Below are 24,822 nucleotides of genomic sequence, written 5' to 3'. Positions count from 1 at the left end.
GGTATCCGTGAAAGAGGGAATGGAAAGGCTTGCCAGCAGGCATCAATACATGAAGTGTGTCACAACAGGCGCTTTTCTTGCAAACGAAATGTCGCGCCCAAGCCGGTTCAAGGATGGCGCCAGGCCAGCCAGGCCACGACCAGGCGCGCCAGCAGGCGGTTGAGCGGGGCGGCGCCGAGGCCGCGGTTGCGCAGGCGGTCGCGCAGCAGGCGCAGGGCGCGCCCGGGTGGCGCGCCGGGCTCGCCCGGCCGCTGGGCGAACAGGATCTGGTTGTTGCCGGCCATGCCCGCCAGCCAGCAGGCGTGGCCGTCGAAGGCCTGCTGCAAGCGTTGCACCGCAGTCACATAGTCGGGATCATAAGTGAAGATATTGGCCACCAGCACGCCTTGCGGACGCAGGGCGCGCCGGCAATCGGCATAGAACGCGCTGCTCGACAGGGCCGGCGGCAGCCCGGCGGCGTCGAAACCATCCACCAGCAGCACGTCGGCGACGGCGTCGGCGCGCGCCAGCCAGGCCGCCGCATCGCAGTGCAGCACCTGCAGGCGGGTGTCGTCCGGCGGCACCAGGAACTGCGCGCGCAGCGCGATCACGTCGGCGCGCACTTCCAGCACCGTGATGCGGGCCCAGGGCAGGTGACGGTGGCAGAACTTGGCGAAGGAGCCGCCGCCCAGGCCCACCATGACGATATGGCGCGGGCGCGGCGCCAGCAGCGCGAAGCACATCATGGCGCGCGCATACGACAGCACCAGGCTGCTCGGGCGCGAGAGCCGCATCTCGCTCTGGATGTCGCCCAGGGTAAATTCGAGCGTGCGGCGGTCGCCCCGGGTCTGCACGATCGGGGCGGGGCCGGGTGGCGGCTCGGGGTGGGGAAGGGGGCGCGGCGCAGGCATGGCGCCAGTATAGGGTCGCCGGGCGCGGATGGGCGGCCTACCACGCCGGATGGTGCTTGTTGTACGGCATCGCTTTCTGCTAAAGTGGGCATTCGAACAACTGGAAGACCCCGCCATGTTCCTGGACCATCCCTCCATTACCGCGACCAATGCCGAGACCGAGTCCGACCGCGTCGAGCGCCTGCAGCGCGTGTACGGCTACGCGATGGCCCTGGCCGACAGCGCCGGCAACGCCGCCTTCGTCGACAAGCTGTCCCAGATCCATGACCACAAGGGCACGCTGATCGTGTTCTGGCACGCGCCCCCGAGCGCGGAAGAACAGGATTATTTCGCGCGCGCCTGGGCCAGCCGGGTCGGCGACGGGACCACCAAAGTCGAACATGAGTTCTAACAGCAGGACGCCATGACGAACCTGGATGCAAGCACGATGGTGCTGGTGCTGGCGCTGGGCAACCTGGCCCTGTGCGCGGTACTGACCTTCTTCGAGCACGGACCGGTGCGCGCCCCGGCGCTGGCCGCGTGGGGCCTGTCCAAGCAGGTGCAGGCGGGCGCCTGGACCCTGCTGGCGCTGGGCAGCGCCGGCGTGGTGCCCGAACCGCTGGCCCTGCCGGGCGGCTACGCGCTGCTGTTCGCCGGCGTCGCCATCGAGGCCGGCGCATCCTGGGAACAGGCAGGCCGCGAGGGCTGGCGCCGTCCGACCCTGCTGGCGGGCGGGCTGGCGATCCTGGTGTTCTTCGTGTGCTACCTGATCGACGAGCAGGGCTTGCGCAGCCTGGCCGCCTCGCTGCTGCTGGGCGCCCTGTACCTGAACGGCGCCGCGGCGCTGGCCAGCGGCTGGCGCCAGGCCAGCCTGCTGCAGCGCTTCCTCGCCATCCTCACCGCCGTGCTGGCGCTGGTGGTGGCCGCGCGCGGCCTGTCGGTGCTGCTGCTGCCGGGCGGCTGGCGCTGGCTGTCCAGCGAGCTGCCGCGCCAGCTCTCCAGCGCCGCGCTGTATGTGCTGATGCTGGCCAACGGCTTTGGCGTGCTGCTGCTGGCGCGCGAGCGCGCCACCCGCGAACTGGCCCGGCTGGAAGTGGTCGACCCGCTCACCGACGTGCCGAACCGGCGCGGCCTGTTCGCGGCGCTCGGCCCCTGGATGGCGCTGGCGCGCCGCCCCGGCCTGCCGACCGCGCTGGTGGTGCTCGACCTCGACCAGTTCAAGCGCGTCAACGACGGCTACGGCCACCCGGCCGGCGACGCCGTGCTGCGCCACGTGGTGGAACTGTGCAAGCGCCAGCTGCGCGACTCCGACATGCTGGGGCGCCTGGTGGGGGTGGAGTTCGCGATCCTGCTGCCGCGCACCAAGCTGGAGGAAGCGGTGCTGGTCGCCGAGCGCATCCGCGCGGCGATCGCCAGTTCGCCGGTCAAGAGCGAGCGCGCCATGATCGCCATGACGGCCAGCTTCGGCGTCACGGTCATCCGCCCGGAAGACAGCACCGTAACCCTGTTCCAGCGCGCCGACGACGCCCTGCGCGCGGCCAAGGAAGCGGGCCGCAACCGGGTCAGCCAGGCCGCGGCCGCCGAGCTCGAGGCCTGAGGCGCGTCACAATCCTGTCATATCGTGGGCGTATCCTGCGGCATCCCTGCTGCAGGAGCGCTCCATGGTCACCTTCTCCCCCGATACCCCACGCTACGCCGCCGTCGAACTCGGCTCCGACAGTTTTCGCCTGCACATCGGGCGTTTTGAGCAGGACGAGCTGCGGCTGGAGGCGACGCTGGCCGAGCCGGTGCGCCTGGCCGCTTCGTTCGAGGACGACGGCAGCCTGTGCGAAGCGGCCATGCGCCGCGCGCTGGCCTGCCTGCGCGAATTCGCCGACACCCTCGACGCCTGGCATCCGCGCGCCGTGCGGGTGGTCGCCACCTCGGCCCTGCGCATGGCGCGCAATGCGGCCCTGTTCCTGCCGGCCGCCGAAGCGGCGCTGCGCCGGCCGATCGAACTGATCAATGGCGACGAGGCCGGACGCCTGGTCTACATGGGCGTGGCCAGCACCCTGGGCGAGAGCCGGGACGCGCGCCTGGTGCTCGATATCGGCAGCGTCTCCACCGAACTGGTGCTGGGACGCGGCGCCGCCATCGAGCGCATCGAATCCTTCCCGGTGGGCGCCGTGCGCCAGGGCCTCACGTTCTTCGCCGACGGCCGCATCGACGCCGCCGCCTTCGAGGCCGCCGTGCACTCGGGGCGCAGCCGCTTTGCCGACAGCGCGCTGGCCGGGCGCGGCTGGCAGGCGGCCTATGGCGCCTGCGGCACGGTGCGGGCGCTGGCCGAAATCGCCCACGACGACGGCATCGCAGGCGGCCACCTGGACCTGGACTGCCTGCTGGCGCTGCGCGCGCGCTTCCTGCAGGCCGGCCACGTGGCGCGGGTGCGCCTGGCCTGGCACGCTGCGGCCCGCGCGCCGCACCTGGTGGGCGGGCTGGCGCTGCTCATTGCCTTGGTGGAGGAGTGCGGCGTGGCGCAGGTGATCCCGGCCCATGCCGGTCTGCGTGTGGGCGCGCTGTGGGACCTGCATGCGCGGGCGGCCGTGGCTGCGCCGGCGTCCCTGCGCCACGCATGAGGCCGGAGGCGTGTGTCGCTTTTCCACGCCTGCCCTCGATTTTCTCTGTTGTTTGGAAATTTCTAGTGGCATACTTCTGTTGTTCATTCAACCACGCCCGCCACGCTGTTTTCCATGCGCCGCTTCCTCATCCCCGTCCTGGTCGCTTCCTGCCTGCTGGTGCAGGGCCGGGTGCAGGCCGCGCCGAATGACAGCATCACCCTGTGTTTCGAGCGCCAGGAAGTGCCGCCCTGGCGCACGCTGGACGGCGGCGGCCTGAATTTCGAGCTGCTGGCCGAAGTGTCGAGGCGCACCGGCGTCAGCTTCGATTACCAGAGCATGCCGTGGAAGCGCTGCCTCGAGCAGCTCAAGGCCAACCAGGTCGGCGGCGCCTTCGCGGTAAGCTTCACCCGCGAGCGCATGGGGCTGGGCGCCTATCCGGGCGTGGCCGCCGGCGGCGCCAACCCGCAGGCCGACGCCGCCAAGCGCATGCACGTCGACCGCTACGTGCTGGTGCGGCGCCGCGGCAGCCGCCTGGAGTGGGACGGCAAGTCCTTCCGCCACCTCGACGGGCGCATCGGGGTCCAGCTGGGCTACTCGGTGGGCGACTTCCTGCGCGCCCAGAACATCGCGATCGACGAGGGCAGCCAGCGCGCGGACGAGCTGGCGCAAAAGCTCATCGCGGGACGCCTGGCCGGCGCCGCGATGGGCGGCGGCGACGCCTCCCGCCTGCTGCGCGGCCATTACGGCAGCCGCCTCGAAGTGCTGCCGGTGGCGCTGATCGAAAAACCGTACTTCCTGGTGCTCTCGAGCGCCCTCGTGGCCAGCCAGCCGCAACTGGCCGCGCGCCTGTGGGACGCGGTCGAACAGGTGCGCACGGGCGCGGCCTACCGCAAGCGCGAGCTGCAGGCGCTGGCGGGCAGCGCACCGGGAGCGCGCGATTAACCGCCGCCGCAAGCGCATGCGGATCGTGCCACGCCGCCTGATCGAGAACTGGCGCCAGAACATCGTGTTCCGGCTCGGCGCCGGGATCGTGCTGGCGGTCGCGCTGTCGACCGGCGTCTACACCACCTACACCCTGCATGCGCTGAGCCAGGATGCCGACCGGCGCCTGCAGGAGCGGGTCGAGCGCCAGGCCGACGTGCTCTCGCACGCGCTGGCGCGCCCGCTGTTCGACATCAACAGCGCCGCCGTGTCTTCGGTGGTCGACGCGCTCGGCGCCACCCCGGAGGTGCAGACCCTGCGCGTGCTGGCGCCGGACGGCAGCCTGATCGCCGCGCTCGGCAACCGCGACTACGGCGACGCCGCGGTGCGCCTGCGCCGCCGCATCAGCTACAACGACGGCACCCGCGCCTATTCGGTCGGCGCGATCGAGCTGGCCTTCTCGCGCGAGCAGATCGACCAGGACCTGCGCAGCCAGATCATCCACACGGCGGCGGCCAATATCCTGCTCACGCTGGCCATCGTCGGCTGCGTGTTCGTGGTGGGGCGGCGCATGTCGCAGCCCTTCGCCGATATCCAGGACGCGCTGGAAAAGCTGGCGCGCGGCGAGACCGACATCCGGCTGTCCGGCATCGGCCGGCGCGACCAGGTCGGGCGCCTGTCCTCGGCAGTGCGGAGCTTTCGCGATACCCTGAACCGCTTGCGCCAGGCCGAGCAGGTGACCAACGGCCTGCTGCGCGAAAAAAGCCGCATCGAACAGCAGCTGCGCGAACTGAACGAAGACCTGGAACAGAAGATCGCCGCCCGCACCGAGGAGCTGACCCAGTCCAACCTGCGCGCGGAGGCGGCCAATGTCGCCAAGTCCGAGTTCCTGGCCAATATGAGCCACGAGATCCGCACCCCGATGAGCGCGATCATCGGCATGGCCTACCTGGCGCTGCGCACCGACCTGAACCCGAAGCAGCAGGACTACGTCGGCAAGATCCACCGCGCCGCGCTGTCGCTGCTGGGGATCATCAACGACATCCTCGATTTTTCCAAGATCGAGGCCGGCAAGCTCGAGGTGGAAGAGGTTCCGTTCAGCCTCGACGAGGTCTTGCTCAACGTGGCCAGCGTGACCAGCCAGCGCGCCGCCGAGAAGCGCCTCGAATACCTGTTCCACGTGCCGCAGGCGGTGCCGCGCCAGCTGGTGGGCGACCCGCTGCGCCTGGGCCAGGTCCTCATCAACCTGATCAACAACGCGGTCAAGTTCACGCCCGAGGGCGAGCTGCAGCTGTCCTGTATTGCGCTCAAAGGGGCGGACCCGGGACGGGTCAAGCTGCGCTTCGCGGTGCGCGACACCGGCATCGGCATCGGGGTGGACGCCCAGGCCAAGCTGTTCCGCGCCTTCAGCCAGGCCAACGGCTCGACCACGCGCGAATTCGGCGGCACGGGCCTGGGCCTGTCGATCTCGCAGCAGCTGGTGGGCCTGATGGGCGGGCGCATCGCGGTGGACAGCGCGCCGGGCGCCGGCTCGACCTTCCATTTCGACCTCGACTTCGCACTCTCGGGCGTACCCGAAGCGCCGCTGGCGGCCCCGCCGGAACTCACCGGCGCGCGGGTGCTGGTGGTGGACGACAGCGCACTGGCGCGCGCCATCCTGCGCGAGGCGCTGGCGGCGCTGCCGCTTCGGATCGAATGCGCGTCGGATGCGCGCCATGCGGAAGGCGCGATCATCGCGGCCGACGCCGCCGGCATGCCCTACCGCCTGGTGCTGACCGACTGCACCATGCCGCGCATGGACGGCATCGACCTGGTGCGCCGCATCACGGAAAACCCGGACCTGGGCGCGCCGCCGCTGACCATGCTGGTGACCGCCTTCGGGCGCGAGGATGTGCAGGCCAGGGCCGAAAGCGCGGGCGTGAACGGCTTCCTGTTCAAGCCCTTCGTGCAATCGTCGCTGGTGGCTTCGCTGGCGGCCTTGTTCGCGGGCGCGCCGGCCGGCGCGGCCGGCGCCGGCGTGGTGCGCGCCCACCAGCAGGGCGCGCGCGTGCTGGTGGTCGAGGACAACCTGGTCAACCAGCAGATCGCGCGCGAGCTGCTCGAAGCCCAGGGCATCGACGTCGACGTCGCCTCCACCGGCCACCAGGCGCTGGAAAAGCTGTTCGCCGGCGGACCCAACGCCTATCGCCTGGTGCTGATGGACCTCGAGATGCCCCAGATCGACGGCCACGAAGCCACGGTGGAACTGCGCCGCGACCCGCGCTTCGACGAACTGCCGGTGATCGCGATGACGGCGCACGCGCTGTCCGAGATCCGCGAGCGCTGCCTGAACGAAGGCATGCAGGACTACATCACCAAGCCGGTCGACCCGGAAAAACTGGTCGCCACGCTGGCGCGCTGGATGGGCAAGGCACTACCGGCGCGCGCGGCGCAGGACGTTGCCGGCGAACTGGCGCCGCTGCCAGGCCTGGCCGGCATCGATTCGGGCTTCGGCCTGCGCAATGTGGGCGGCAACAGCGCCCTGTACGTCGAGCTGCTGGACCGTTTCCGCGCCTCGCAGCGCGACGCCGGCTGCAGCATCCGCAGCGACCTCGATGGCGGGCACCTGCGCGAGGCGGCGACCCGCGCCCACTCCTTGCGTGGCGTGGCCGGCAACATCGGCGCGCGCGCGTTGCAGGCGCTGTCGCAGGAAATCGAGGAAGAAGCGGGCCGCCCGGCGCCGGACCTGGCCGCGCTCGAACGCAGCGCCGGCGCGCTCGAGCGCGCGGTGGCCGACCTGATGGATGCGCTCGACTGCTATTTTGCGAATGCGCCGGAAGTGCCGGCCGCCGTGCCCCTGGCCGGCGCGCAGGACGCGCTGCCCGACCCCGGCCAGGCCGTGGCCCAGCTGGAAAGCCTGCTGGCAGAATTCTCCGGTGATGCCACCGACTATTTCGACACCGTGCGCGTCTCGCTGGGACGCCTGCTCGGCCCGGGCGCGCTGGCGCGCCTCGAGGCGCACCTGTCGCGTTACGAATTTGAAGAAGCGCGCCTGGTGCTGGTCCAGGCCCGGGGCGCTGATTCGTCCATCGCGGAACACATATGACTGCAGCCCAGCTGGAAAAACACAAGGCGGACAAGCCGACCATCCTGATCGTCGACGACACCCCGGACAACATCATGCTGCTGTCGCGGCTGTTGAAGGACAGGTACCACACCAAGGTGGCCACCAACGGCACGACGGCGCTGCAGGTGGCCGCGGCCACGCCGGACCTCGACCTGATCCTGCTGGACGTGATGATGCCCGGGATGGATGGCTACGAGACCTGCCGCCAGCTCAAGGCCAACCCGGCGACTGCGGACATCCCGGTGATCTTCCTGACCGCGAAGAACCAGATCGAAGACGAGGCCATGGGCCTGTCGGTGGGCGCGGTGGACTACCTCGGCAAGCCAATCAGCCCGCCGATCCTGTTCGCCCGCGTCTCGACTCACCTGACCCTGCGCAGCGCGCGCAAGCAGCTGCAGGAGCACAACCAGAACCTCGAGCGCCTGGTGCAGCAGCGCACCGCGCAGCTGATGATGATGCAGGAGGCGATCATCCTGGCGATGGCGTCGATGGCGGAAACCCGCGACGGGGGGCCGGGCAACCACATCCGCCGCACCCAGCACTACATGCGCGCGCTGGCGCTGAAGCTGCGCAGCCACCCGCGCTTCGCCGGCAAGCTGCCCGACGAGAACATCGAGCTGCTGTACAAGTCGGCGCCGCTGCACGACATCGGCAAGGCCGGCATTCCCGACCACATCCTGCAGAAGCAGGGCAAGCTCGACCCGGAAGAATTCGAGGTGATGAAGCTGCATGCGGCCTACGGACGCGACACCATCATGCTGGCCGAGAAGCACCTGGGCGGCACCAACAGCTTCCTGATGTTCGCGCGCGAGATCGCCCATTCGCACCAGGAGAAGTGGGACGGCAGCGGCTACCCGGAAAGCCTGAGCGGCGAGGACATTCCGGTATCGGCGCGCCTGATGGCGGTAGCCGACGTGTATGACGCGCTGATCTCGCGCCGCGTGTACAAGCCGCCGTTCTCGCACGCGCAGTCGCTCGAGATCATGCGCCAGGGGCGCGGCTCGCATTTCGACCCCGACGTGCTCGAGGCCTTCTTTGCGATCGAAGCGGAATTCGCCCGCATCGCGCAGGAATTCCGTGACGCCGACGACCTGGAACGGGAAGGCGCCGCATAGCGTTCGTTTGACGCGCGCCTTGGCAGCGGCGGGGCAAATCGACTATATTGTTTAGCTTGTTGAACGATGGAGTCGGTAATGCCCAGGAAGTCAGCTGCTGTCGGCACCGCAGCAAAGGGAGCCGCGCGCGCCAAGGCCGCGCCGGCGAAGCAGGTCACCAAGGTGGCAAGAAAGGCCGCTCCGGCCAAGGCCCCCGCCCCCAAGCTCAAATCGGCCGTCAAGACAGCCGCGAAGGCACTGGCCGCGGCGCCCGTGAAACGCGCGCCGCGCAAGGCTCCGGTGACTCCCGCGCGTGAAACAGCGCCCGCCACCCGCCCGGCGCTGGTGCGCGACAGCTTTACCATGCCAGAGCAGGAGTACGCGGTGCTTGCCGACGTCAAGCAGGCCTGCCTGCGCGCCGGGATCGACGTCAAGAAGAGCGAGCTGCTGCGCATCGGCGTGGCCCTGCTGGGCCAGGTCGACATCGCCACGCTCAAGGCGGTGCTGGCGGCGCTGCCGCAGCTGAAGACCGGACGGCCGCCGGCGGCGTAGTGCCGCGACCACCCTACAGTATTCACCCCAACGGGAGTCATTCACATAGTCCCTAATGGATCGAGGCGCTGGTCAGCTCCTTGAGTTCGCGGATCGGGATGTTCGACTTCTCGTGCATGCGCAGCAAGATGGTCGCGCCGACGTTCAGCTTGCGGTGGCGGATCTTGCTGATGATCGGCGGCTGCACCTCCAATACCCGGCACAGCTCGGCATCATTCTTCAGCTGCATCCGTTCGATCAGGGTATCGAGCAGCTTGTTGGGCACAAAACTCGACGGTTCCAGGGCACGGGCCCGGTGCATCGCGGCGAGCATTTCCTGTTTTTTCTGTCGTACACTCATATTGCTTCTCCGAATATAACTGCATGAATTCGGGACAGATCGGCTCGTTCTGGAAAATGGCCCAGCCTGTTGTGATAGGGGTTTGGGTGGCGGGTCGTTGTGATATTACTACGATTGCGTTACGCACGATTCACGAACTGAACGTAAAGTTCGCCTAACAGCAGTCTTTCCTCGCGGAATTTACGCTAATTTCAATCCGGAATGACTCAGGATGAGGATCTGGTCGGCCATCGCGGCCGCCGCGTGCGAGTGGGTGACCATGATGGCGCCGGCGCCGCTTAGCCGGGTTTCCTGGCGCAGCAGGGCCAGGATGCCGGCGGCGGTCTCGGGGTCGAGGTTGCCGGTCGGCTCGTCGGCCAGCAACAGGGCGGGCCGGTGCACGAGCGCGCGCGCGATCGCCACGCGCTGCAATTCGCCGCCGGAGAGCTGGCGCGGGAAGTCGGCGCCGCGGCCTCCCAGGCCCACCGCGTCCAGCATCTGGTCGGCGCGCTCCAGCGGATCGCGGTTCAGCAGCAGCGGCAGCGCCACGTTCTGGCGCAGCGTCAGGTGCGGCAGCACATGAAAGGCCTGGAAGATGAAGCCCATGCGGCTGCGGCGCAGGCGCGTCGCGGCGGCGTCGTCGAGCGCCGACATGGGGGCGCCGTCCACCAGCACCTGGCCGCTGTCGGGCGTGTCCAGCCCCGCGATGATATTGAGCAGGGTCGACTTGCCCACGCCCGATTCGCCCATGATGGCCACGAATTCGCCTGGGCGGAAACTGTGCGACAGGTTCGACAGCACGGTGCGGCCGCCATAAGATTTACTGAGTTGGTCGAGGACGAGCACGGGGTCCTTAGCGGGTGAGGGCGCGCCGCAGCGCGTAGCTGGCGGCGTCCACCGCCGCCACCAGCAGCAGCATGGCAATGACCACCGTGGCCGCGCTCGGCATCTGGAACAGCGACAGGTGGTACTTCAGCATCTGGCCCAGGCCACCGGCGCCCACCACGCCCAGCACGGCGGCGGCGCGGATATTGTTCTCCCAGCGGTACAGGGTATAGGACAGCATCTGCGGCAGCGCCTGCGGCAAGGTAGCGTACAGGAAGGCCGCCAGCGCGGCGGCGCCATTGGTGCGCAGGCTCGCTTCCGGCAGCGGCTCGACGTTTTCCAGCGCATCGGCGAACAGGCGTCCCAGCACGCCGCTGGTGTGCGCCGCCAGCGCCAGCGTGCCTGCGAACGGCCCCAGGCCGGCCGCCACCAGCAGCAGCGACGCCCACACCAGCTCCGGGATCGAGCGCAGTACATTGAGCAGGGCGCGGGTCAGGCCGCGCAGGGCGCCGCCCAGGCGGCCCGCGGCCGGCAACGCCAGCGCCATGCCGCCGATCACCGCCAGCAGGGTGCCCACCAGCGACATCGCCAGCGTCTCCCACAGCGCCCAGAAGGTCTTGGCGAGGAAGGCCGGGGCGGTGTCGGGCGGCGTGAAGCCTTCCAGGAATTCGGCGGCCGAGGTGAGGGCTTCGGGGGTGAAGAAGGCGGCCCACTGCAGCGGCAGCGACGCGAAGCTGGCGGCGACCAGCGCCACCAGCGCGGCCAGCAGCAGCCACGAACCGGCGGCGCGCGGCGGCGCGGGCGGAAGCCCGGCCTTCATCCGAGCCTCCGGCGCAGCAGTTTCGATACCAGGTCGGCCAGCGCCACCAGCAGCACGAACATGATCAGCATGGTCGACACTTCGCCGCCGGCCATCATCTTGGTCGATTCATCCATGCGCTGGCCGAGGCCCCCGGCGCCGACGAAACCCATGACCGCCGAGCCGCGGATCGCGCACTCCCAGCGGTACACGGTGTACGACACCAGTTCGGCGGCGGAATCGGGCAGGGCGCCGAACAGCAGCGCGCTGATGCGCCCGCTGCCACCGGCCAGCAGCGCGTCGGTGGCGTGGGCGCTGGAGGATTCGAGGATCTCGGCATACACCTTGGCCAGCATGCCGCAATAGGTCAGGGCGATGGCCAGCACGCCGGCGGTCGGCCCCAGGCCGACGATGCGCACGAACAGCAGCGCCCACACCAGTTCCGGCACGCTGCGCAGCAGTACCAGCACCCAGCGCAGCAGCTGGCGCACCAGCATGGCGGCGGGGCGCATGCGTCCCGTGCCCAGGGTGGAGATCGACAGGCGCTCGGTGATGATGAAGGTGGCGGGAATCGCCCCCAGCAGGGCAAGGGTGAGGCCGGCGGTGGCAATGGCGACGGTCTGCCAGGTCTCGCGCAGCACCATGGCGAGGAACTCGGCGCCGGTGGCCGGGCGCAGGAAGTCGGACAGGAACATGCCCGCCGCGCGCAGGCTTTGCGGGTCGAACAGGATCCAGGGCTTGAATTCGCTGGCCGTGAGCATGGGCCACAGCAGCAGCAGGCCGGCCACGGTGGCGATGACGCGGCCGCGCCAGGCCGGGTCCGGGTGACGGGTCGGGGCCAGGGCCGCTGGCATCAGAAGCAGGCCCCGACGGCGATGCGCTCGGGTGTCTCGTGCGGGTGGCCAGGATGCGGCTGCATGTGGTCGTTCTCATACAGTGCGGCGATCATGGCGTCGGTCACCGCTTCGCGCGGCGCGTCGAACACGATGCGGCCGTCGCGCAGGCCGACCAGGCGCGGGAAGTGCTCGCGCGCCATCTCGACCTGGTGCAGGCTGCACACCAGGGTCGCGTTGCGCGCGCTGGCTTCGTGCTGCAGGGTAGTCAGGGTGTGCTGCGACAGCGCCGGGTCGAGCGCGGAAATCGGCTCGTCCACCAGAAACGCTTCGGCGCTCGAGAGCAGCAGCCGGGCCAGGCCGCAGCGCTGGCGTTCGCCGCCGGACAAGCGGTCGACGCGCGCGTACAGCTTGTCGCCCAGGCCGAAGCGCGCCAGCGCGGCATGCGCCGCGTCCGGGTCGGAGGGGCGCACCAGCGAGGCAAAGGCCTGCCACAGCGTCATGTGCGGCAGGCGCGCGGCCAGCACGGCGGTGACGACGCGCTGGCGCGGCGGCAGCGGCGGCGCCTGCGGCGCCAGGAACAGGCGCGCGCGCAGGCGATGGCGCGCGGCCTGGGACAGCGCCCACGGGTCTTGCCCCAGCACCGAAAAGCCGCCCTGGGCCGGCCGGTGCGCGCAGGCGAGGGTGGCGAGCAGGGTGGTCTTGCCGGCGCCCGAAGGGCCGATCAGGGCCAGCTGTTCGCCGGCTTCGACGACCAGGTCGAGGTCCACCAGGGCCGGCGCCGCATGCTGCGCCGCCGCCAGGTGGCGTACCGTGAGTTTCTCGAGCCGGAAGGTCATCGTTGCCAGGCTACGCGTTGATTACTTCAGCAGGCCGGCGTTGCGCGCCGCCGCTTCGATCGCCGAGTAGTTCGATACCTTGGTCGGGATGAACCTGGTGGCGCGCTGCAGTTCCAGGATTTCCTTGCCTTCCGGGGTCGATGCGTCCAGCGCCAGGAAAGCATCAAGGATCTTCTTCTTCAGGGCCGGGTTCATGTCGCTGCGCACGGTCCAGTTGTAGTCGAAGTAGCCCGGGGTGGTGTAGAACACGCGCACGGTTTTCGGGTCGACCTTCTTGGCTTCGACCAGCTTGTCCCACACCGAGATGTTCAGCGCGCCGGCATCGACCTTGCCGCCCGCGACCGCGGCCACGGTGGCGTCATGCGCACCCGAGAAGGCGATGCGCTTGAGGTCGGTGTCCGGGTTGATCTTGGCGCCCAGCAGGAACGAGCGCGGCATCAGGTGGCCCGAGGTCGACGATTCCGAGCCGAACGACAGGGTCTTGCCCTTGAGGTCTTCCAGCTTGGTGATGGCCGGGTTGGTGGTGATAAACACCGAGCGGAATTTCTCGTCCTCGACGCGCTGCACCAGCGGCGTGACCTGGCCCTTGCTGCGCTCGTTCGCCTGGACGAAGGTGAATCCGCCGAACCAGACCATGTCGATCTTGCGGTTGACCAGGCCTTCCACCGAGGCGGCGTAGTCGGTCACCGGGGTGAACTCGACCTTCAGGCCGGTGGCCTTGGCCAGGTAGTCGCCCAGCGGCTTGAACTTGCGCTGCAATTCGGTCGGCGCTTCGTCGGGGATGGCCGAGACGCGCAGCACGCCCGGGGTGTTCTGGGCATAGGCGCCGCCGGCGGCGAACATCAGGCCGGCCGTGGCGGTGGCGGCAAACAGGGTTTTCAGGACACGCGATGGCGAAAACGAAGTCATGGTGGGCTCTCTTATTGGTTGTTGGAAATATGGTGAACCGCTTGCGTCACGCGTGCACGCCAGCCGGATGCGGCAAAAACCGGGAATCCGCTATCATGGCCAAAACGGCAACTCGCTGTAGAGGCAAACCCTTATGCCATGGCGCATGGTGCGGTGTGGCGGCACGAATGATAACGCTTATGCACATCTCCTGCACGCAAGACCGGCCGCGCGCCGCCAATGCCCACGTGGCGGACGAACTGCATGCGGGCCTGGCCGCGCCTGACGCCTGGATTTCGCCCAAGTTCCTGTACGACGCGCTCGGCTCCAAGCTGTTCGAAGCCATCTGCGAACTGCCCGAGTACTACCCGACCCGCACCGAAGCGGCCATCTTCGCGCGCCACGGCGCCGAGATCGCGCGCGTGGCCGGCAGCGGCACGACCCTCATCGACCTGGGCGCCGGCAACTGCGCCAAGGCCGCTTCGCTGTTCCCGCTGCTGCAGCCGGCCCAGTACGTGGCGGTCGACATCTCGGCCGAATTCCTGTGCGACGCGCTGGTGCGCTTGCGCCAGCGCTTTCCGCATATTGCCATGGAAGGGCTGGGCATGGACTTTTCCAGCCGCTTCGAGCTGCCGCCCCAGGTCAAGGCCGAACGCCGCCTGTTCTTCTATCCCGGTTCGTCGATCGGCAATTTCACGCCCGACGAGGCGCAGGGTTTCCTGCGCCGCCTGCGGGCCCAGTGCGGCGACGACGGCGCCGTGCTGATCGGGGTCGACCTGGCCAAGGACAAGCCCACGCTCGACGCCGCCTACGACGACGCGCTCGGCGTCACCGCCGCCTTCAACCTCAACGCGTTGCGCCACGTGAACCACCTGGTCGGCGCCGACTTCGACATCCGCGCCTGGCGCCACCACGGCTTCTACAATGAAGCCATGGGCCGGGTCGAGATGCACCTGGAAGCGGTGCGCCGCCAGGACGTGCATTGGGAAGGCGGCGCGCGTAGCTTCGAAGCGGGCGACCGTATCCACACCGAGAACAGCTACAAGTACCAGCAGGGCAGCGCCATCGCGCTGCTGGAGCGTTCCGGGTTCGAGGCCACGCGCGTGTGGACCGACCCGCAGCGCTGGTTCGCGGTGATCCACGCACAGGCGATCCACTGATGGGCATCGGGCAACGCGAAGACCTCCAGCACGCCTTCGAGCGGGTGCGCCGGCGCTCGCTCGACATCGCCGCGCCCTTGTCGGCCGAGGATTGCTGCGCCCAGTCGATGCCGGACGCCAGTCCCATCAAGTGGCACCTGGCGCACACCACCTGGTTCTTCGAGACCTTCATCCTGGAAGCGCACGAGGCGGGCTTCGCGCCCTTCCACCCGGCTTTCCGGGTGCTGTTCAATTCCTATTACAACGGCATCGGCGCCAAGCACCCGCGTGCGCAGCGCGGACTGCTCACGCGCCCTTCGCTGGACGACGTGCTGGCCTGGCGCGCTAATGTCGACGGCCGCATCGCCGGCCTGCTCGCCGGCGGCGCCGACCCGGCCATCGTCCCCCTGCTCGAACTGGGCTTGCAGCACGAGCAGCAGCACCAGGAACTCATGCTCACCGACGTCAAGCACCTGCTGGCGCACAACCCCATTTACCCGGCCTATACGCCGCAGCCGATGGAGGCCAGCACGGCGCCCGATGCGCTGGCCTGGATCGAGTTCGACGGCGGCCTGGCCGAAATCGGCTACGGCGGCAACGGCTTCTGTTTCGATAACGAGTTGCCGCGCCACTGCACCTACGTCGCGCCCTTCGCGCTGGCCTCGCGCCTGGTCACCAATGGCGAATACCTGGCCTTCATCGAAGCCGGCGGCTATCGCGACCCGGCGCTGTGGCTGGCCGAAGGCTGGGACCGCGTGTGCGCGGGCGAGATGCTGCATCCGCTGTACTGGATCCAGGACGGCGATGGCTGGCGCGAGTTCACGCTGCATGGCGTACAGCCGCTCGACCCCGGCCGCCCGGTCACCCACGTCTCGCTGTACGAGGCCGACGCCTATGCGCGCTGGTGCGGCCAGCGCCTGCCGACCGAGGCCGAGTGGGAATTCGCCGCGCGCCAGGCCGCGCTCGCGGGCGGCGGACTGCACCCGTCCCCGGCCGTCGGCGACGGCATGCTGCAGCTGTTCGGGGCTTGCTGGCAGTGGACCAGCAGCAGCTACGCGCCTTACCCCGGCTATGCACCGGCGCCCGGCGCCATCGGCGAATACAACGGCAAGTTCATGATCAACCAGTACGTGCTGCGCGGGTCCTCCTGCGCCACGCCCGATGGACACGCGCGCGCCAGCTACCGCAACTTCTTCCCGGCAGGCGCCCGCTGGCAGTTCACCGGGATCAGGCTGGCCCGATGAGCAGGCGCAGGGTTTGGCGCGAACGCCTCATGGACCAGCGGGCCAATGTCTACATCCTGTCCCATCCGCTGGCCTTCACCCTGCAGGTGATCCGGGGCTTCCGCGCCAACCAGGGCCTGCTGCTGGCCGGCGCCGTCGCCTACTACGCGCTGCTGTCGATCGTGCCCTTCCTGATGCTGGCGGTGGTGGCGCTGTCGCACTTCATCGACCAGGCCGAACTGCTGGAAACCCTGCGCCGCTACATCGGGCTGCTGGTGCCGGGCCAGTCCGAATCGATCGTGGTCGAGGTCGCGCACTTCCTCGAAGACCGCGACCTGATCACCTGGGTGCTGGGGGGCACCATGCTGTTCTTCAGCTCCCTGGCCTTCACGGTGCTGGAAAACGCCATGAGCGTGATCTTCAACCACCGGGTGGCGGTCAAGCGGCGCCACTTCCTGGTGTCGGCGATCCTGCCGTACTGCTACATCCTGGCGCTGGGCGTGGGCGTGATGGTCGTGACCCTGGTGGCCGGCACGCTGGAAGTGATGGGTCACGAGAGCGTGTGGCTGTTCGGGGTCGAATGGTCGTTGGATGGCGTGTCGGGCGTGCTGCTCTACCTGCTCGGGCTGCTGGGCGAGATCCTCGTGCTCACCTCGATCTACCTGGTGATGCCGGTGGGCCGGCTGTCGCTATGGCATGCGACCATCGGCGGCGTCACCGCGGCCCTGCTGTGGGAAGCCGCGCGCCATGTGCTGGTGTGGTACTTCTCGACCCTGTCGCAGGTGAACATCGTGTACGGCTCGATGACGACGGCGATCGTCGTCATGTTCAGCCTCGAAATCGCCGCGACGCTGCTGCTGCTCGGCGCCCAGGTGATCGCCGAGTACGAACGGGTCGGCCACGGCGATGCGGACAAGCCGGCGCAGCCCTTGCGCACGGATGCGCCGGCCTGAAGGTCCGTCGGGCGGCACGGTGTTGCCGCCACGCCTGCGGCCACACCCGCGCTTGCGCTTGGTCAATTTCTCCGTTTAAAGCAATGGCACAGTAGGGACTTGCGCCAGGTTTGGTCCACCTCAATCGGGCGCAAGATCACGCTTACCGGGAGATGCCATGAGCCAAACAATCGCCTTCGTCCTTCCGCTGCCGGTCGTGCTCGCGCTGGTGCTCCTGTTGCTGGGGTTCCTGGCGCTTAGTGCGGTGCTGCTGTCCTTGCGCCAGCCGGCGCCGCTGCGCTGCCCAGCCACGCCCTCGTCCGATGTGCTCGCCGACGATGCCTGCACGGACGAGGAGCCGGCCTTCCGCTAGTCCCTCCACCCATGCCCGGTAGGCTACACTGCCGGGCATGGCTCATTTCTACCTCTGCTGGGAACTCGGCGCCGGGCTGGGACACGCCGGCCGCCTGAAATCGATCGCGCTGCCGCTGCGCGCGCGCGGCCACCGCGTCACGTTCGTGCTGCGCGACCTGGTGCTGACGCGCCGGCTGCTGGCCGGGCTTGGCATCGACACCCTGCAGGCCCCGGTCTGGCTGCACCGCACGGCCGGCATGCCGCCGGACCAGGCCAGCCTGGCCGAGATCCTGCTGGCTTGCGGCTACCTGGATGCGGATGCGCTGGCCGGCCTGTGCGACGGCTGGCGCGCGCTGTTGCGCCTGGGGCGCCCCGACCTCGTCATTGCCGACTATGCGCCGACCGCCATCCTGGCCGCGCGCAGCCTGGGCCTGCCCAGCGCCGCCGTCGGCCCGGGCTTCACCATTCCGCCGGCGGGCGAAGCCTTGCCGCCGCTGCGCAGCTGGGAGCAGGCGCCGTCGGCACGGCTGCGCGCCACTGAAGCGCGCCTGCTGGCCAGTTGCAATACGGTGCTGGCGGCGCATGGCGCATCGCCCATGGCCTATGGAGCCGACCTGCTGCTGGGCGACCATCCGCTGCTGTGCACCTGGCCGGAGCTCGACCACTTCGCGCGCCCGGGCGGCGGCCCCTGGCTGGGGCCGAACCTGCCGCCGCCAGCTGGCGGCGCTGCGCAATGGCCGGCGGGCGAGGGCAGGCGCGTGTTCGCCTACCTGCGCCACGGGGCGCCCGGGACCGCCGAGGTATTGGGCGCCCTGGTGCGCCAGGGTTGCCGCGTGCTGTGCTACCTGGCCGACGTCGCCGCCGGCGCGCCCGCTCCCGTGGACAGCCCGCTGGTCCGCTATGCGGCTGCGCCGGTATCGCTGCCGGATGCGCTGGCGCAGTGCGAACTGGCCGTCACCCACGCGGGCGAGGCGACCACCGCCCAGGCGCTGCTGGCCGGACGGCCGCTGCTGATGCTGCCGCATGCGGCGGAAAGCTTCCTGATGGCGCGCCGCGTGGTGCAGCTGGGCGCGGGGATCAATGCGATGGAGATGGCGCGTCCGCGGGATTGGGACGGGATGGTGGTGGCGCTGATGGACAAGCCGGCATACCGCGAAGCGGCTGCGGCGTTTGCGGCGCGTTACAAGGACTTCACTGCGGCGGACCAGGCGCAAGACCTGGCGGACCGCTTCGAGGCGATGGTGACGTAGGGTGGTCGGCTGCGCCGTACGCGCGTTCAACCGCCGCCGGCTGGACGCGCGGTCGGCGGAGCCGACCACCCTACGGGACGCTGGCGTTGCCGCCTCAGGCGACCGACACGCGGGCTGCGCCTTCGCCCATGCGGCCGATGACCGCTGCTTCGCCGAAGCCTTCGCGCGCGAACAGCGCCAGCACCTCGTCCACGCTGGCCGGGTCGCAGGACACCAGCAGGCCGCCGGAGGTTTGCGGATCGGTGAGCAGCGCCTGCTGCGCCGGCGTGATGGCGGCGCCCAGGTCGACGTCCTTGCCATAGGCATCCCAGTTGCGCCCGGACGCGCCGGTGAAGTAGCCGTCGTGCGCCAGCTGCAGCACGCCGGGCAGCAGCGGCACCGTGTCCATGTCCAGGCTGGCCGCCAGCCTGGCGCCGCGCGTCAGTTCCAGCAGGTGGCCCAGCAGGCCGAAACCGGTGACGTCGGTCAGCGCATGCACGCCGGCCATCTCGGCCAGCGCCTTGCCTGGCTTGTTCAGTTTGGTGGTGTTGGCGATCATCGCCGCGTAGCCGTCTTCGCCCAGCATGTCCTTTTTCAGCGCGGCCGACAGCACGCCCACGCCCAGCGGTTTACCCAGGATAAGCACGTCGCCCGCGCGTGCGTCGGCATTGCGCTTGACCTTCGATGGGTGCACCAGGCCCAGCACCACCAGCCCATAGATCGGCTCGACGGAGTCGATGGTATGGCCGCCCGCGATCGGGATGCCGGCGTCGGCGCACACCGACTCGCCGCCGCGGATGATCTCGCCGATGGTCTCGAGCGGCAGTTTGTTGACCGGCATGCCGACCAGGGCCAGCGCCATGATCGGCGTGCCGCCCATCGCGTACACGTCCGAGATCGCATTGGTGGCGGCGATGCGGCCGAAGTCGAAGGGGTCGTCCACGATCGGCATGAAGAAGTCGGTGGTGGCGATCAGGGCCTGCTCGTCATTGAGCTTGTAGACGGCCGCGTCGTCGGCGGTCTCGATGCCGACCATCAGTTCCTTCGGCACGGGGAAGCCCTTCGACTTGCCCAGGATTTCGGACAGCACGCCGGGCGCGATCTTGCAGCCGCAGCCGCCGCCATGGGAAAACGAGGTGAGTTTGATGGGTTGGTCAGGCTTGCTCATCGGGGTATCCAGGTGTGAGTGGGTGCGCGCCGGGCGCGGCAAGGAGCAGATTATCCACCAAGTCGCGCAGCGCCGCTTGCTCGGCCGCCGGCGCGAACAGGGTGGCGCGCGCCGCGCACTGGCGCCGCAGCAGGGCGTCGAACGCGGCGTCGCCGATGCAGCGGTCGACCAGGCGCGCCAGCGCGGCCGCGTCGCCCGGCGCGAAGTAGCCTGCGTAGTCCTCATCCAGCATGCCGCGGTTGCCGTCGATGTTGGAGGCCAGCACCGGCACGCCGCTGGTGACCGCTTCGATGATGACGTTGGCGCCGCCTTCCATGCGCGAAGTGATCGCCATCGCGTGGCAGCGCTTGAGGCGCTGGCGGGCGGCGGCGTGGGGCAGGGCACCGAGCCAGCGGTATCGGGAGTTAGTGGCCTGCGCGGCGTCGGCAGCGCGGCCGAGTTCCGGATCCAGCGCGCCGCCGATATGGACCAGGCGCGCGGCCGGATGGGTCACCAGTGCGGCGGCGCGGATGAAGGTAAGCGGGTCCTTTTCGTCGCGCAGGTGGCCGACCAGGGCGATGTCGGCATGGCGCAGCGATGCTGGACGCGGCCAGGGGCGCAGGCTGGGGGCGGACTGGTAGATGACATGGGCTTTGGCGCGCAGGGCGGCGGGCAGCAAGGCCAGGCCGGCCGGCTGCAGCAGGACCAGGGCGCTGGCGCGCTCCAGCGAGGCGCGGGCGTCGCGGTCGCTGTGGATGTCGCGATACAGGTCGGTGCCGGTCAGTACCAGCACGGAGGGCCGCCCCGGGTGGGCGCCGGTGAAGGCGGCCAGCGCCGCGGCCGAGCGGCGCGCATGCAGCGCCACCATCAGCGCCGGCGCCGCGTCATGCTCGGTCCACCCGCGCGCGACCTGCACGTCGTGCGCGCCGCGCAGGCAGCGCGCCCAGCGGCTGGCGGTTTGCCAGTTGCCGTTGTTCTCGCGCGCGCTGGCAGGGCTGACGATGACGATGCGCTTGCGCACTGCGGGACCTCCTCGGTTGGGTTGGCGATTATACGATGGCCCGGCCGCGGATATGCATGCCGGATGGCGCCCGTACCATGCGGGGCACAGCGCTTGAATAAATAATTCAAAATTTTTCGTGAACCTGTCACAGAGTCCAAGGCTGGCTCGTCTTATCGGTATGAGAGCGCATCGGGTGCTCTCACTCACCGATCAGAGGTCATCATGTCCCACGCCGCCCGTCTCCCGTTTTTCTCCCTCGCGCCCAAATCGCTGCACGCGATGATCAACCTGTCCAAGTCCGTGAGCCAGGGTGCGATCGGCGAACGTCTGTTCGAGCTGGTGAACCTGCGTGTCTCCCAGGTCAACGGGTGCGGCGTGTGCGTCGACATGCACTGGCGCTTCCTGCTCAAGCAAGGCGCCGACCCGCGCCACCTGAACGCCATTGCCGGATGGCGCGAAGCACCCTTCTTCAGCGCCCGTGAACGCGCGGCGCTGGCATGGGCCGATGCGCTCAACGCGCTGCCGCAGCGCGACGACACCGATGCGGCCTACCTCGAAGTGCTCGAGCATTTCAACGAGACCGAGATCGCGGAACTGAGCTACGGTGTCGCCGCCATCCGTGGCTGGAATGTGCTGAACATCGCACTGCGCAACCAGATCCCGGAACAGCCTGCACCTGGCTTCTAAGCCGCACGCCAGCCACCTTCGAGCCGAACATGAGCGAGTACACCCTTCCTGAACCAGAGCAGCTGTTCAACGCACTGCGGCCCCGGCTGTTCTCGATTGCCTACCGCATGCTGGGGATCAGGGCCGACGCCGAGGATGTCGTCCAGGATGCCTGGTTGCGCTGGCATGCGAGCCCGAAGGATGGAATCGCGTCCCTGGAAGCATGGCTGGTGACGGTGACGACGCGCCTGGCCATCGATCGCCTGCGCACGACGAAAATCGATCGCGAAGCCTATGTCGGCTGGTGGCTTCCCGAGCCGATCGTGGAGCTCGACGAGAATACGCCCGAGCGCATCCTTGAACTGGCCAACGATGTGTCGGTCGCCTTCATGTGGGTGCTCGAGCGCCTCTCCACGCAAGAGCGTGCGGCCTTCCTGATGCGCCAGGTATTCGATTCCGACTACGCCGAAATCGCGGACGTCGTCAAGAAATCCGAACCGGCCTGCCGGCAGCTTGTCCATCGTGCGCTGGCGCGGGTCCAGCAAGAACGCCCACGTTTCAATGTGCCGAAGGACCAGCATCGGGACTTGCTGGCCAAGTTCATGCAGGCGGCGAACCAGGGCAAGCTCGCCGATATGCGGGCGCTGATGTCGGACGACGTGCAGCTCGTCGCGGATGGCGGCGGCAAGGTCAGCTCCTTCATGCGCATATTGACGGGCGCTGGCCGGGTCGCCGGCGTGTTCTGGTCGCTGGAGCACAAGCATCCCGCCCAGGTCGTCTATAAAGCCGCCACCGTCAACGGCGAACCAGGTCTACTGCGCTACGTCAATGGAGCGCTCGAATCGGTCCAGTCCTTCATCGTGGACGACGGACGCATCGTGGCTGTCTTCATCATGCGCAACCCGGAGAAACTGGCGTCGATACCGCAAACGCTCCCGGCGTGATCACTGGCGTCCGGGGCGCAGCCACCCGATTTCTCTTACCGCGGCATCCTGCGCCGCTCATCAATAAAGATCATCATGACTACTCCTATTGTTCGTATCGCCGTCGTCTTCCATAGTGGCTATGGGCACACCGAACGTTTTGCCCAGGCCGTCGCACAAGGCGCCGAAGAGGCGGGTGCGCAGGTCTTGCTCGCCAGCGTGGAGCACATCGACCAGCATTGGGACGCGCTGGAAAGGGCGGACGCCATCATCTTCGGCTGCCCGACCTATATGGGCAGCGCTTCAGCGCCGTTCAAGCAATTTATGGATGACAGCTCGCACCGGGCATTTGCCGGGCAAAAGTGGCACAACAAGCTCGCCGCAGGATTCACCACCGCGGCCAGCCGGGCCGGGCCGTGTTCGCCGCCCAGCACGGCATGCACTGGGTGAACCTGGGCCTGCAGGCCGGTCATAACAAATCGACGACCAGCGAGGACAGCTTGAACCGGCATGGCTTCTTCATCGGCGCCGCCGCGCAGTCGAATGCGGACCCGCCGGCGGATCTGTCTACCACCGCCGCCGACCTCGCGACCAACGCCCACCTCGGCGCACGGGTCGCGATGGTCGCCCGCCAGCTTGCTTGCGGACGGGCATTGCTGTCCTGAGCCGGATCGATTCGGTGCGCGAATATGTTCGGCGCCGACGACTGAGCGATTCACTTTTGTCCAGACGAAAAAAATGGCTGCCGAGGCAGCCATTCTTTACTGAGCATCCAACGAATCAATACTCGCCGAAGCTGCGACGGGTGCCGTCGGCCGAGCGCGGGTGCGCCGATGGCTTGGCGAAACCGCTGTCGCGGCGTGCGCCTTCAGGACGGGGGCCACGGTGGCCAGCGTCGCGCGGTGCGCCGGCTGGGGCTGCTGCGCGCGGTGCTGCGTCGCGGCGGAAGCCTTCGCGTGGTGCGCCGGCGTTTTCACGCGGGCCGCGGTCGGCGTAGCGGCTGTCGGCCGGACGGGCGAAGCCGTTGTCCTGGCGCGGTGCGCGGTCGGCGAAGCCGCCTTCACGCGGTGCGCGGTCGGCGTAACCCGGCTTGGCGAAGCTGCGCTGGCCTGGCTTGGCGGCATTGCGGCCGTCGCCCGGTTTCCAGCCCGCGCGGGCGCCGGTGCGTGCCGGAGCCGAACGCTTCGGCTCGAAGCCTTCCACGACGTCGACCGGGATCAGCTGCTTGGTGAAACGCTCGATACGCTTCACGTTCATGCCTTCGGCGTGGTTCACCAGCGAGATCGCCAGGCCATTGCGGCCGGCACGGCCGGTACGGCCGATACGGTGCACATAGTCTTCAGGGAACTTCGGCAGGTCGTAGTTCACCACGTGGGTGATGGTCGGGACGTCGATGCCGCGGGCGGCGACATCGGTCGCCACCAGCACGCGCACCTGGCCGCGGCGCATGCTGTCCAGGGTGCGGTTGCGCGCGCCCTGGTGCATGTCGCCGTGCAGCGCAGCGGCTGCGAAGCCGGCGATGTTCAGGCGGTCGGCGATCATGTCGGCGTCGCGCTTGGTCGCGGTGAACACCACGGCCTGGTCCAGGCCTTCGTCGCGCAGCAGGTGATCCAGCAGGCGATTCTTGTGCGACAGGTCGTCGACGAAGTGGACGCGCTGGGTGATGTTCTCGTGGCGGTTGGCCGCGCTCATGATCTGGATCGTCTGCGGATCCTTGGTGATGCGGCGCGCCATGTTGCCGACGACGCCGTCGAGCGTGGCCGAGAACAGCATGGTCTGGCGGCTGGCCGGGGTAGCGGCGACGATCTTTTCGATGTCGTCGATGAAACCCATGTCCAGCATGCGGTCGGCTTCGTCCAGCACCAGGATTTCCAGTTCCGAGAAGTCGATCTTGCCCGATTCCATATGGTCGATCAGGCGGCCTGGGGTTGCCACCAGGATTTCAGGATTCTTCGCCAGCAGTTGCATCTGCTTCGGGTAAGGCATGCCGCCCAGGATCGACACGGCGCGGATGCGGCGCATGTCGGTCGTGTATTGTTCGGTCGCGCTGGTCACTTGCAGGGCCAGTTCGCGGGTCGGGGTCAGGACCAGCATTTTTGGCTGGGCTGCGGTGAAACGGACGCGCTCGCCTTTGGCGCGTGCCGACTGCGCGCTCTGCGCGGTCGTGCGGGCCTGGACGATTTCAGCGTTGGCCAGCTTGTTCAGGGCAGGCAGCATGAAGGCTGCGGTCTTGCCCGAACCGGTCTGCGACGACACCAGCAGGTCGCGGCCGGCGATGGCGGCAGGGATCGCCTGCGCCTGGACCGGGGTTGGCTGGGTGTAGCCGGCTTCGGCGACTGCTTTGACGAGGGACGCGTGTAAACCTAGTGCTTCAAAACTCATGTGGACTTGTACTTTCGAATTAAATCATGATCGCGCGTGTCGAAACGACGAGCGCAAAATAGCAACGCGAACCAACACTACGAAATGACTCAGAGAGAAAGAAATTTCGGCACAAAAGCTTTGCGCCGGGACGGTGTCTTGGTGCTGACACACAGGGCGGGAGGGCTTTATGGGGGGCGACC

24 protein-coding genes and 1 pseudogene are annotated in these 24,822 nt (G+C 68.6%); 15 read left to right on the top strand and 10 right to left on the bottom strand.

Annotated elements, in window-relative coordinates; translation table 11 throughout:
- Positions 1–107 precede the first annotated feature (107 nt).
- Complete coding sequence (locus BM031_RS02730) at positions 108–890, bottom strand: fused MFS/spermidine synthase (protein ID WP_091870769.1); 783 nt, start codon at positions 888–890, stop codon at positions 108–110.
- A gap of 115 nt (positions 891–1,005) precedes the next feature.
- On the opposite strand from BM031_RS02730, the gene BM031_RS02725 reads away from it, so the two are divergent.
- From BM031_RS02725 to BM031_RS02695, 7 genes are all read left to right on the top strand, one after another.
- Positions 1,006–1,281, top strand: coding sequence for a hypothetical protein (locus BM031_RS02725; RefSeq protein ID WP_091870767.1), 276 nt, complete (start codon positions 1,006–1,008; stop codon positions 1,279–1,281).
- Positions 1,282–1,293: 12 nt separating this feature from the next.
- Positions 1,294–2,466, top strand: a complete 1,173-nt coding sequence (locus BM031_RS02720; RefSeq protein ID WP_091870765.1) for a GGDEF domain-containing protein — start codon at positions 1,294–1,296, stop codon at positions 2,464–2,466.
- A 64-nt stretch (positions 2,467–2,530) separates the two neighbouring features.
- Positions 2,531–3,484: a Ppx/GppA phosphatase family protein gene (locus BM031_RS02715; protein WP_177207635.1), complete on the top strand. Its 954-nt coding sequence runs from the start codon at positions 2,531–2,533 to the stop codon at positions 3,482–3,484.
- A gap of 114 nt (positions 3,485–3,598) precedes the next feature.
- The gene (locus BM031_RS02710) at positions 3,599–4,408 is read left to right on the top strand and encodes a transporter substrate-binding domain-containing protein (RefSeq protein ID WP_091870761.1); all 810 of its coding nucleotides are present in this window, start codon (positions 3,599–3,601) and stop codon (positions 4,406–4,408) included.
- Between the two features lie 16 nt (positions 4,409–4,424).
- A complete protein-coding gene (locus tag BM031_RS02705) occupies positions 4,425–7,472 on the top strand; it encodes a response regulator (RefSeq protein ID WP_091870759.1) in 3,048 nt (1,015 codons plus the stop codon).
- Entirely contained in the window at positions 7,469–8,608 is a 1,140-nt protein-coding gene (locus BM031_RS02700) for a response regulator (protein ID WP_091870756.1), read from the top strand. The genes BM031_RS02705 and BM031_RS02700 overlap by 4 nt, the downstream gene beginning before the upstream one ends.
- Positions 8,609–8,686: 78 nt before the next feature.
- Positions 8,687–9,139, top strand: a complete 453-nt coding sequence (locus BM031_RS02695) for a hypothetical protein (protein WP_091870754.1) — start codon at positions 8,687–8,689, stop codon at positions 9,137–9,139.
- Between the two features lie 52 nt (positions 9,140–9,191).
- On the opposite strand, the gene BM031_RS02690 is transcribed toward BM031_RS02695, so the two are convergent.
- The 6 genes from BM031_RS02690 to BM031_RS02665 all read right to left on the bottom strand — a co-directional run bounded on the left by BM031_RS02690 (position 9,192) and on the right by BM031_RS02665 (position 13,663).
- On the bottom strand, positions 9,192–9,479 hold the full coding sequence (locus BM031_RS02690) for a hypothetical protein (protein ID WP_036211798.1): 288 nt from the start codon (positions 9,477–9,479) through the stop codon (positions 9,192–9,194).
- A 180-nt stretch (positions 9,480–9,659) separates the two neighbouring features.
- On the bottom strand, positions 9,660–10,304 hold the full coding sequence (locus BM031_RS02685; protein ID WP_091870751.1) for an ABC transporter ATP-binding protein: 645 nt from the start codon (positions 10,302–10,304) through the stop codon (positions 9,660–9,662).
- 7 nt (positions 10,305–10,311) lie between these two features.
- The gene (gene phnE / locus BM031_RS02680; protein ID WP_091870747.1) at positions 10,312–11,103 is read right to left on the bottom strand and encodes a phosphonate ABC transporter, permease protein PhnE; all 792 of its coding nucleotides are present in this window, start codon (positions 11,101–11,103) and stop codon (positions 10,312–10,314) included.
- Complete coding sequence (locus BM031_RS02675) at positions 11,100–11,936, bottom strand: PhnE/PtxC family ABC transporter permease (protein ID WP_091870744.1); 837 nt, start codon at positions 11,934–11,936, stop codon at positions 11,100–11,102. The genes phnE and BM031_RS02675 overlap by 4 nt, the downstream gene beginning before the upstream one ends.
- Positions 11,936–12,754, bottom strand: a complete 819-nt coding sequence (locus BM031_RS02670; RefSeq protein ID WP_091870741.1) for a phosphonate ABC transporter ATP-binding protein — start codon at positions 12,752–12,754, stop codon at positions 11,936–11,938. The genes BM031_RS02675 and BM031_RS02670 overlap by 1 nt, the downstream gene beginning before the upstream one ends.
- A gap of 21 nt (positions 12,755–12,775) precedes the next feature.
- Positions 12,776–13,663, bottom strand: coding sequence for a putative selenate ABC transporter substrate-binding protein (locus BM031_RS02665; RefSeq protein ID WP_091870739.1), 888 nt, complete (start codon positions 13,661–13,663; stop codon positions 12,776–12,778).
- Between the two features lie 179 nt (positions 13,664–13,842).
- Between BM031_RS02665 and egtD the strand changes: the two genes are divergently transcribed.
- The 5 genes from egtD (at position 13,843) to BM031_RS02640 (ending at position 18,540) form a co-directional block, all read left to right on the top strand.
- Positions 13,843–14,802, top strand: coding sequence for an L-histidine N(alpha)-methyltransferase (gene egtD, locus BM031_RS02660; protein ID WP_229408433.1), 960 nt, complete (start codon positions 13,843–13,845; stop codon positions 14,800–14,802).
- Positions 14,802–16,025 (top strand): ergothioneine biosynthesis protein EgtB, encoded by a 1,224-nt coding sequence (egtB, locus tag BM031_RS02655; RefSeq protein ID WP_091870734.1) that lies wholly within the window; start codon positions 14,802–14,804, stop codon positions 16,023–16,025. The genes egtD and egtB overlap by 1 nt, the downstream gene beginning before the upstream one ends.
- Before the next feature lie 29 nt (positions 16,026–16,054).
- Entirely contained in the window at positions 16,055–16,957 is a 903-nt protein-coding gene (locus tag BM031_RS02650; protein ID WP_370660032.1) for a YihY/virulence factor BrkB family protein, read from the top strand.
- Positions 16,958–17,114: 157 nt separating this feature from the next.
- Positions 17,115–17,309 (top strand): hypothetical protein, encoded by a 195-nt coding sequence (locus tag BM031_RS02645; protein ID WP_091870729.1) that lies wholly within the window; start codon positions 17,115–17,117, stop codon positions 17,307–17,309.
- A gap of 37 nt (positions 17,310–17,346) precedes the next feature.
- The gene (locus tag BM031_RS02640) at positions 17,347–18,540 is read left to right on the top strand and encodes a glycosyltransferase (RefSeq protein ID WP_091870726.1); all 1,194 of its coding nucleotides are present in this window, start codon (positions 17,347–17,349) and stop codon (positions 18,538–18,540) included.
- A gap of 94 nt (positions 18,541–18,634) precedes the next feature.
- Here BM031_RS02640 and selD read toward each other — a convergent pair whose 3' ends face one another.
- Both selD and senB read right to left on the bottom strand, forming a co-directional pair.
- Positions 18,635–19,687, bottom strand: a complete 1,053-nt coding sequence (selD, locus tag BM031_RS02635) for a selenide, water dikinase SelD (protein WP_091870724.1) — start codon at positions 19,685–19,687, stop codon at positions 18,635–18,637.
- Positions 19,674–20,687: a selenoneine biosynthesis selenosugar synthase SenB gene (gene senB / locus BM031_RS02630; protein WP_091870721.1), complete on the bottom strand. Its 1,014-nt coding sequence runs from the start codon at positions 20,685–20,687 to the stop codon at positions 19,674–19,676. Before senB ends, selD begins: the two co-directional genes overlap by 14 nt.
- Before the next feature lie 204 nt (positions 20,688–20,891).
- Between senB and BM031_RS02625 the strand changes: the two genes are divergently transcribed.
- From BM031_RS02625 to BM031_RS02615, 3 genes and pseudogenes are all read left to right on the top strand, one after another.
- Entirely contained in the window at positions 20,892–21,356 is a 465-nt protein-coding gene (locus BM031_RS02625) for a carboxymuconolactone decarboxylase family protein (protein WP_091870718.1), read from the top strand.
- A gap of 29 nt (positions 21,357–21,385) precedes the next feature.
- A complete protein-coding gene (locus tag BM031_RS02620) occupies positions 21,386–22,279 on the top strand; it encodes an RNA polymerase sigma-70 factor (protein ID WP_091870715.1) in 894 nt (297 codons plus the stop codon).
- 75 nt (positions 22,280–22,354) lie between these two features.
- A pseudogene (locus tag BM031_RS02615) lies at positions 22,355–22,923 on the top strand (flavodoxin family protein).
- 115 nt (positions 22,924–23,038) lie between these two features.
- Here the strand turns inward: BM031_RS02615 and BM031_RS02610 are convergent.
- Positions 23,039–24,640: a DEAD/DEAH box helicase gene (locus tag BM031_RS02610; protein ID WP_091870712.1), complete on the bottom strand. Its 1,602-nt coding sequence runs from the start codon at positions 24,638–24,640 to the stop codon at positions 23,039–23,041.
- Positions 24,641–24,822: the final 182 nt, after the last annotated feature.

This window comes from Massilia yuzhufengensis (genome assembly GCF_900112225.1).
Taxonomy (GTDB): domain Bacteria; phylum Pseudomonadota; class Gammaproteobacteria; order Burkholderiales; family Burkholderiaceae_D; genus Telluria; species Telluria yuzhufengensis.
This window is presented reverse-complemented; position numbering and strand designations above follow the sequence as displayed.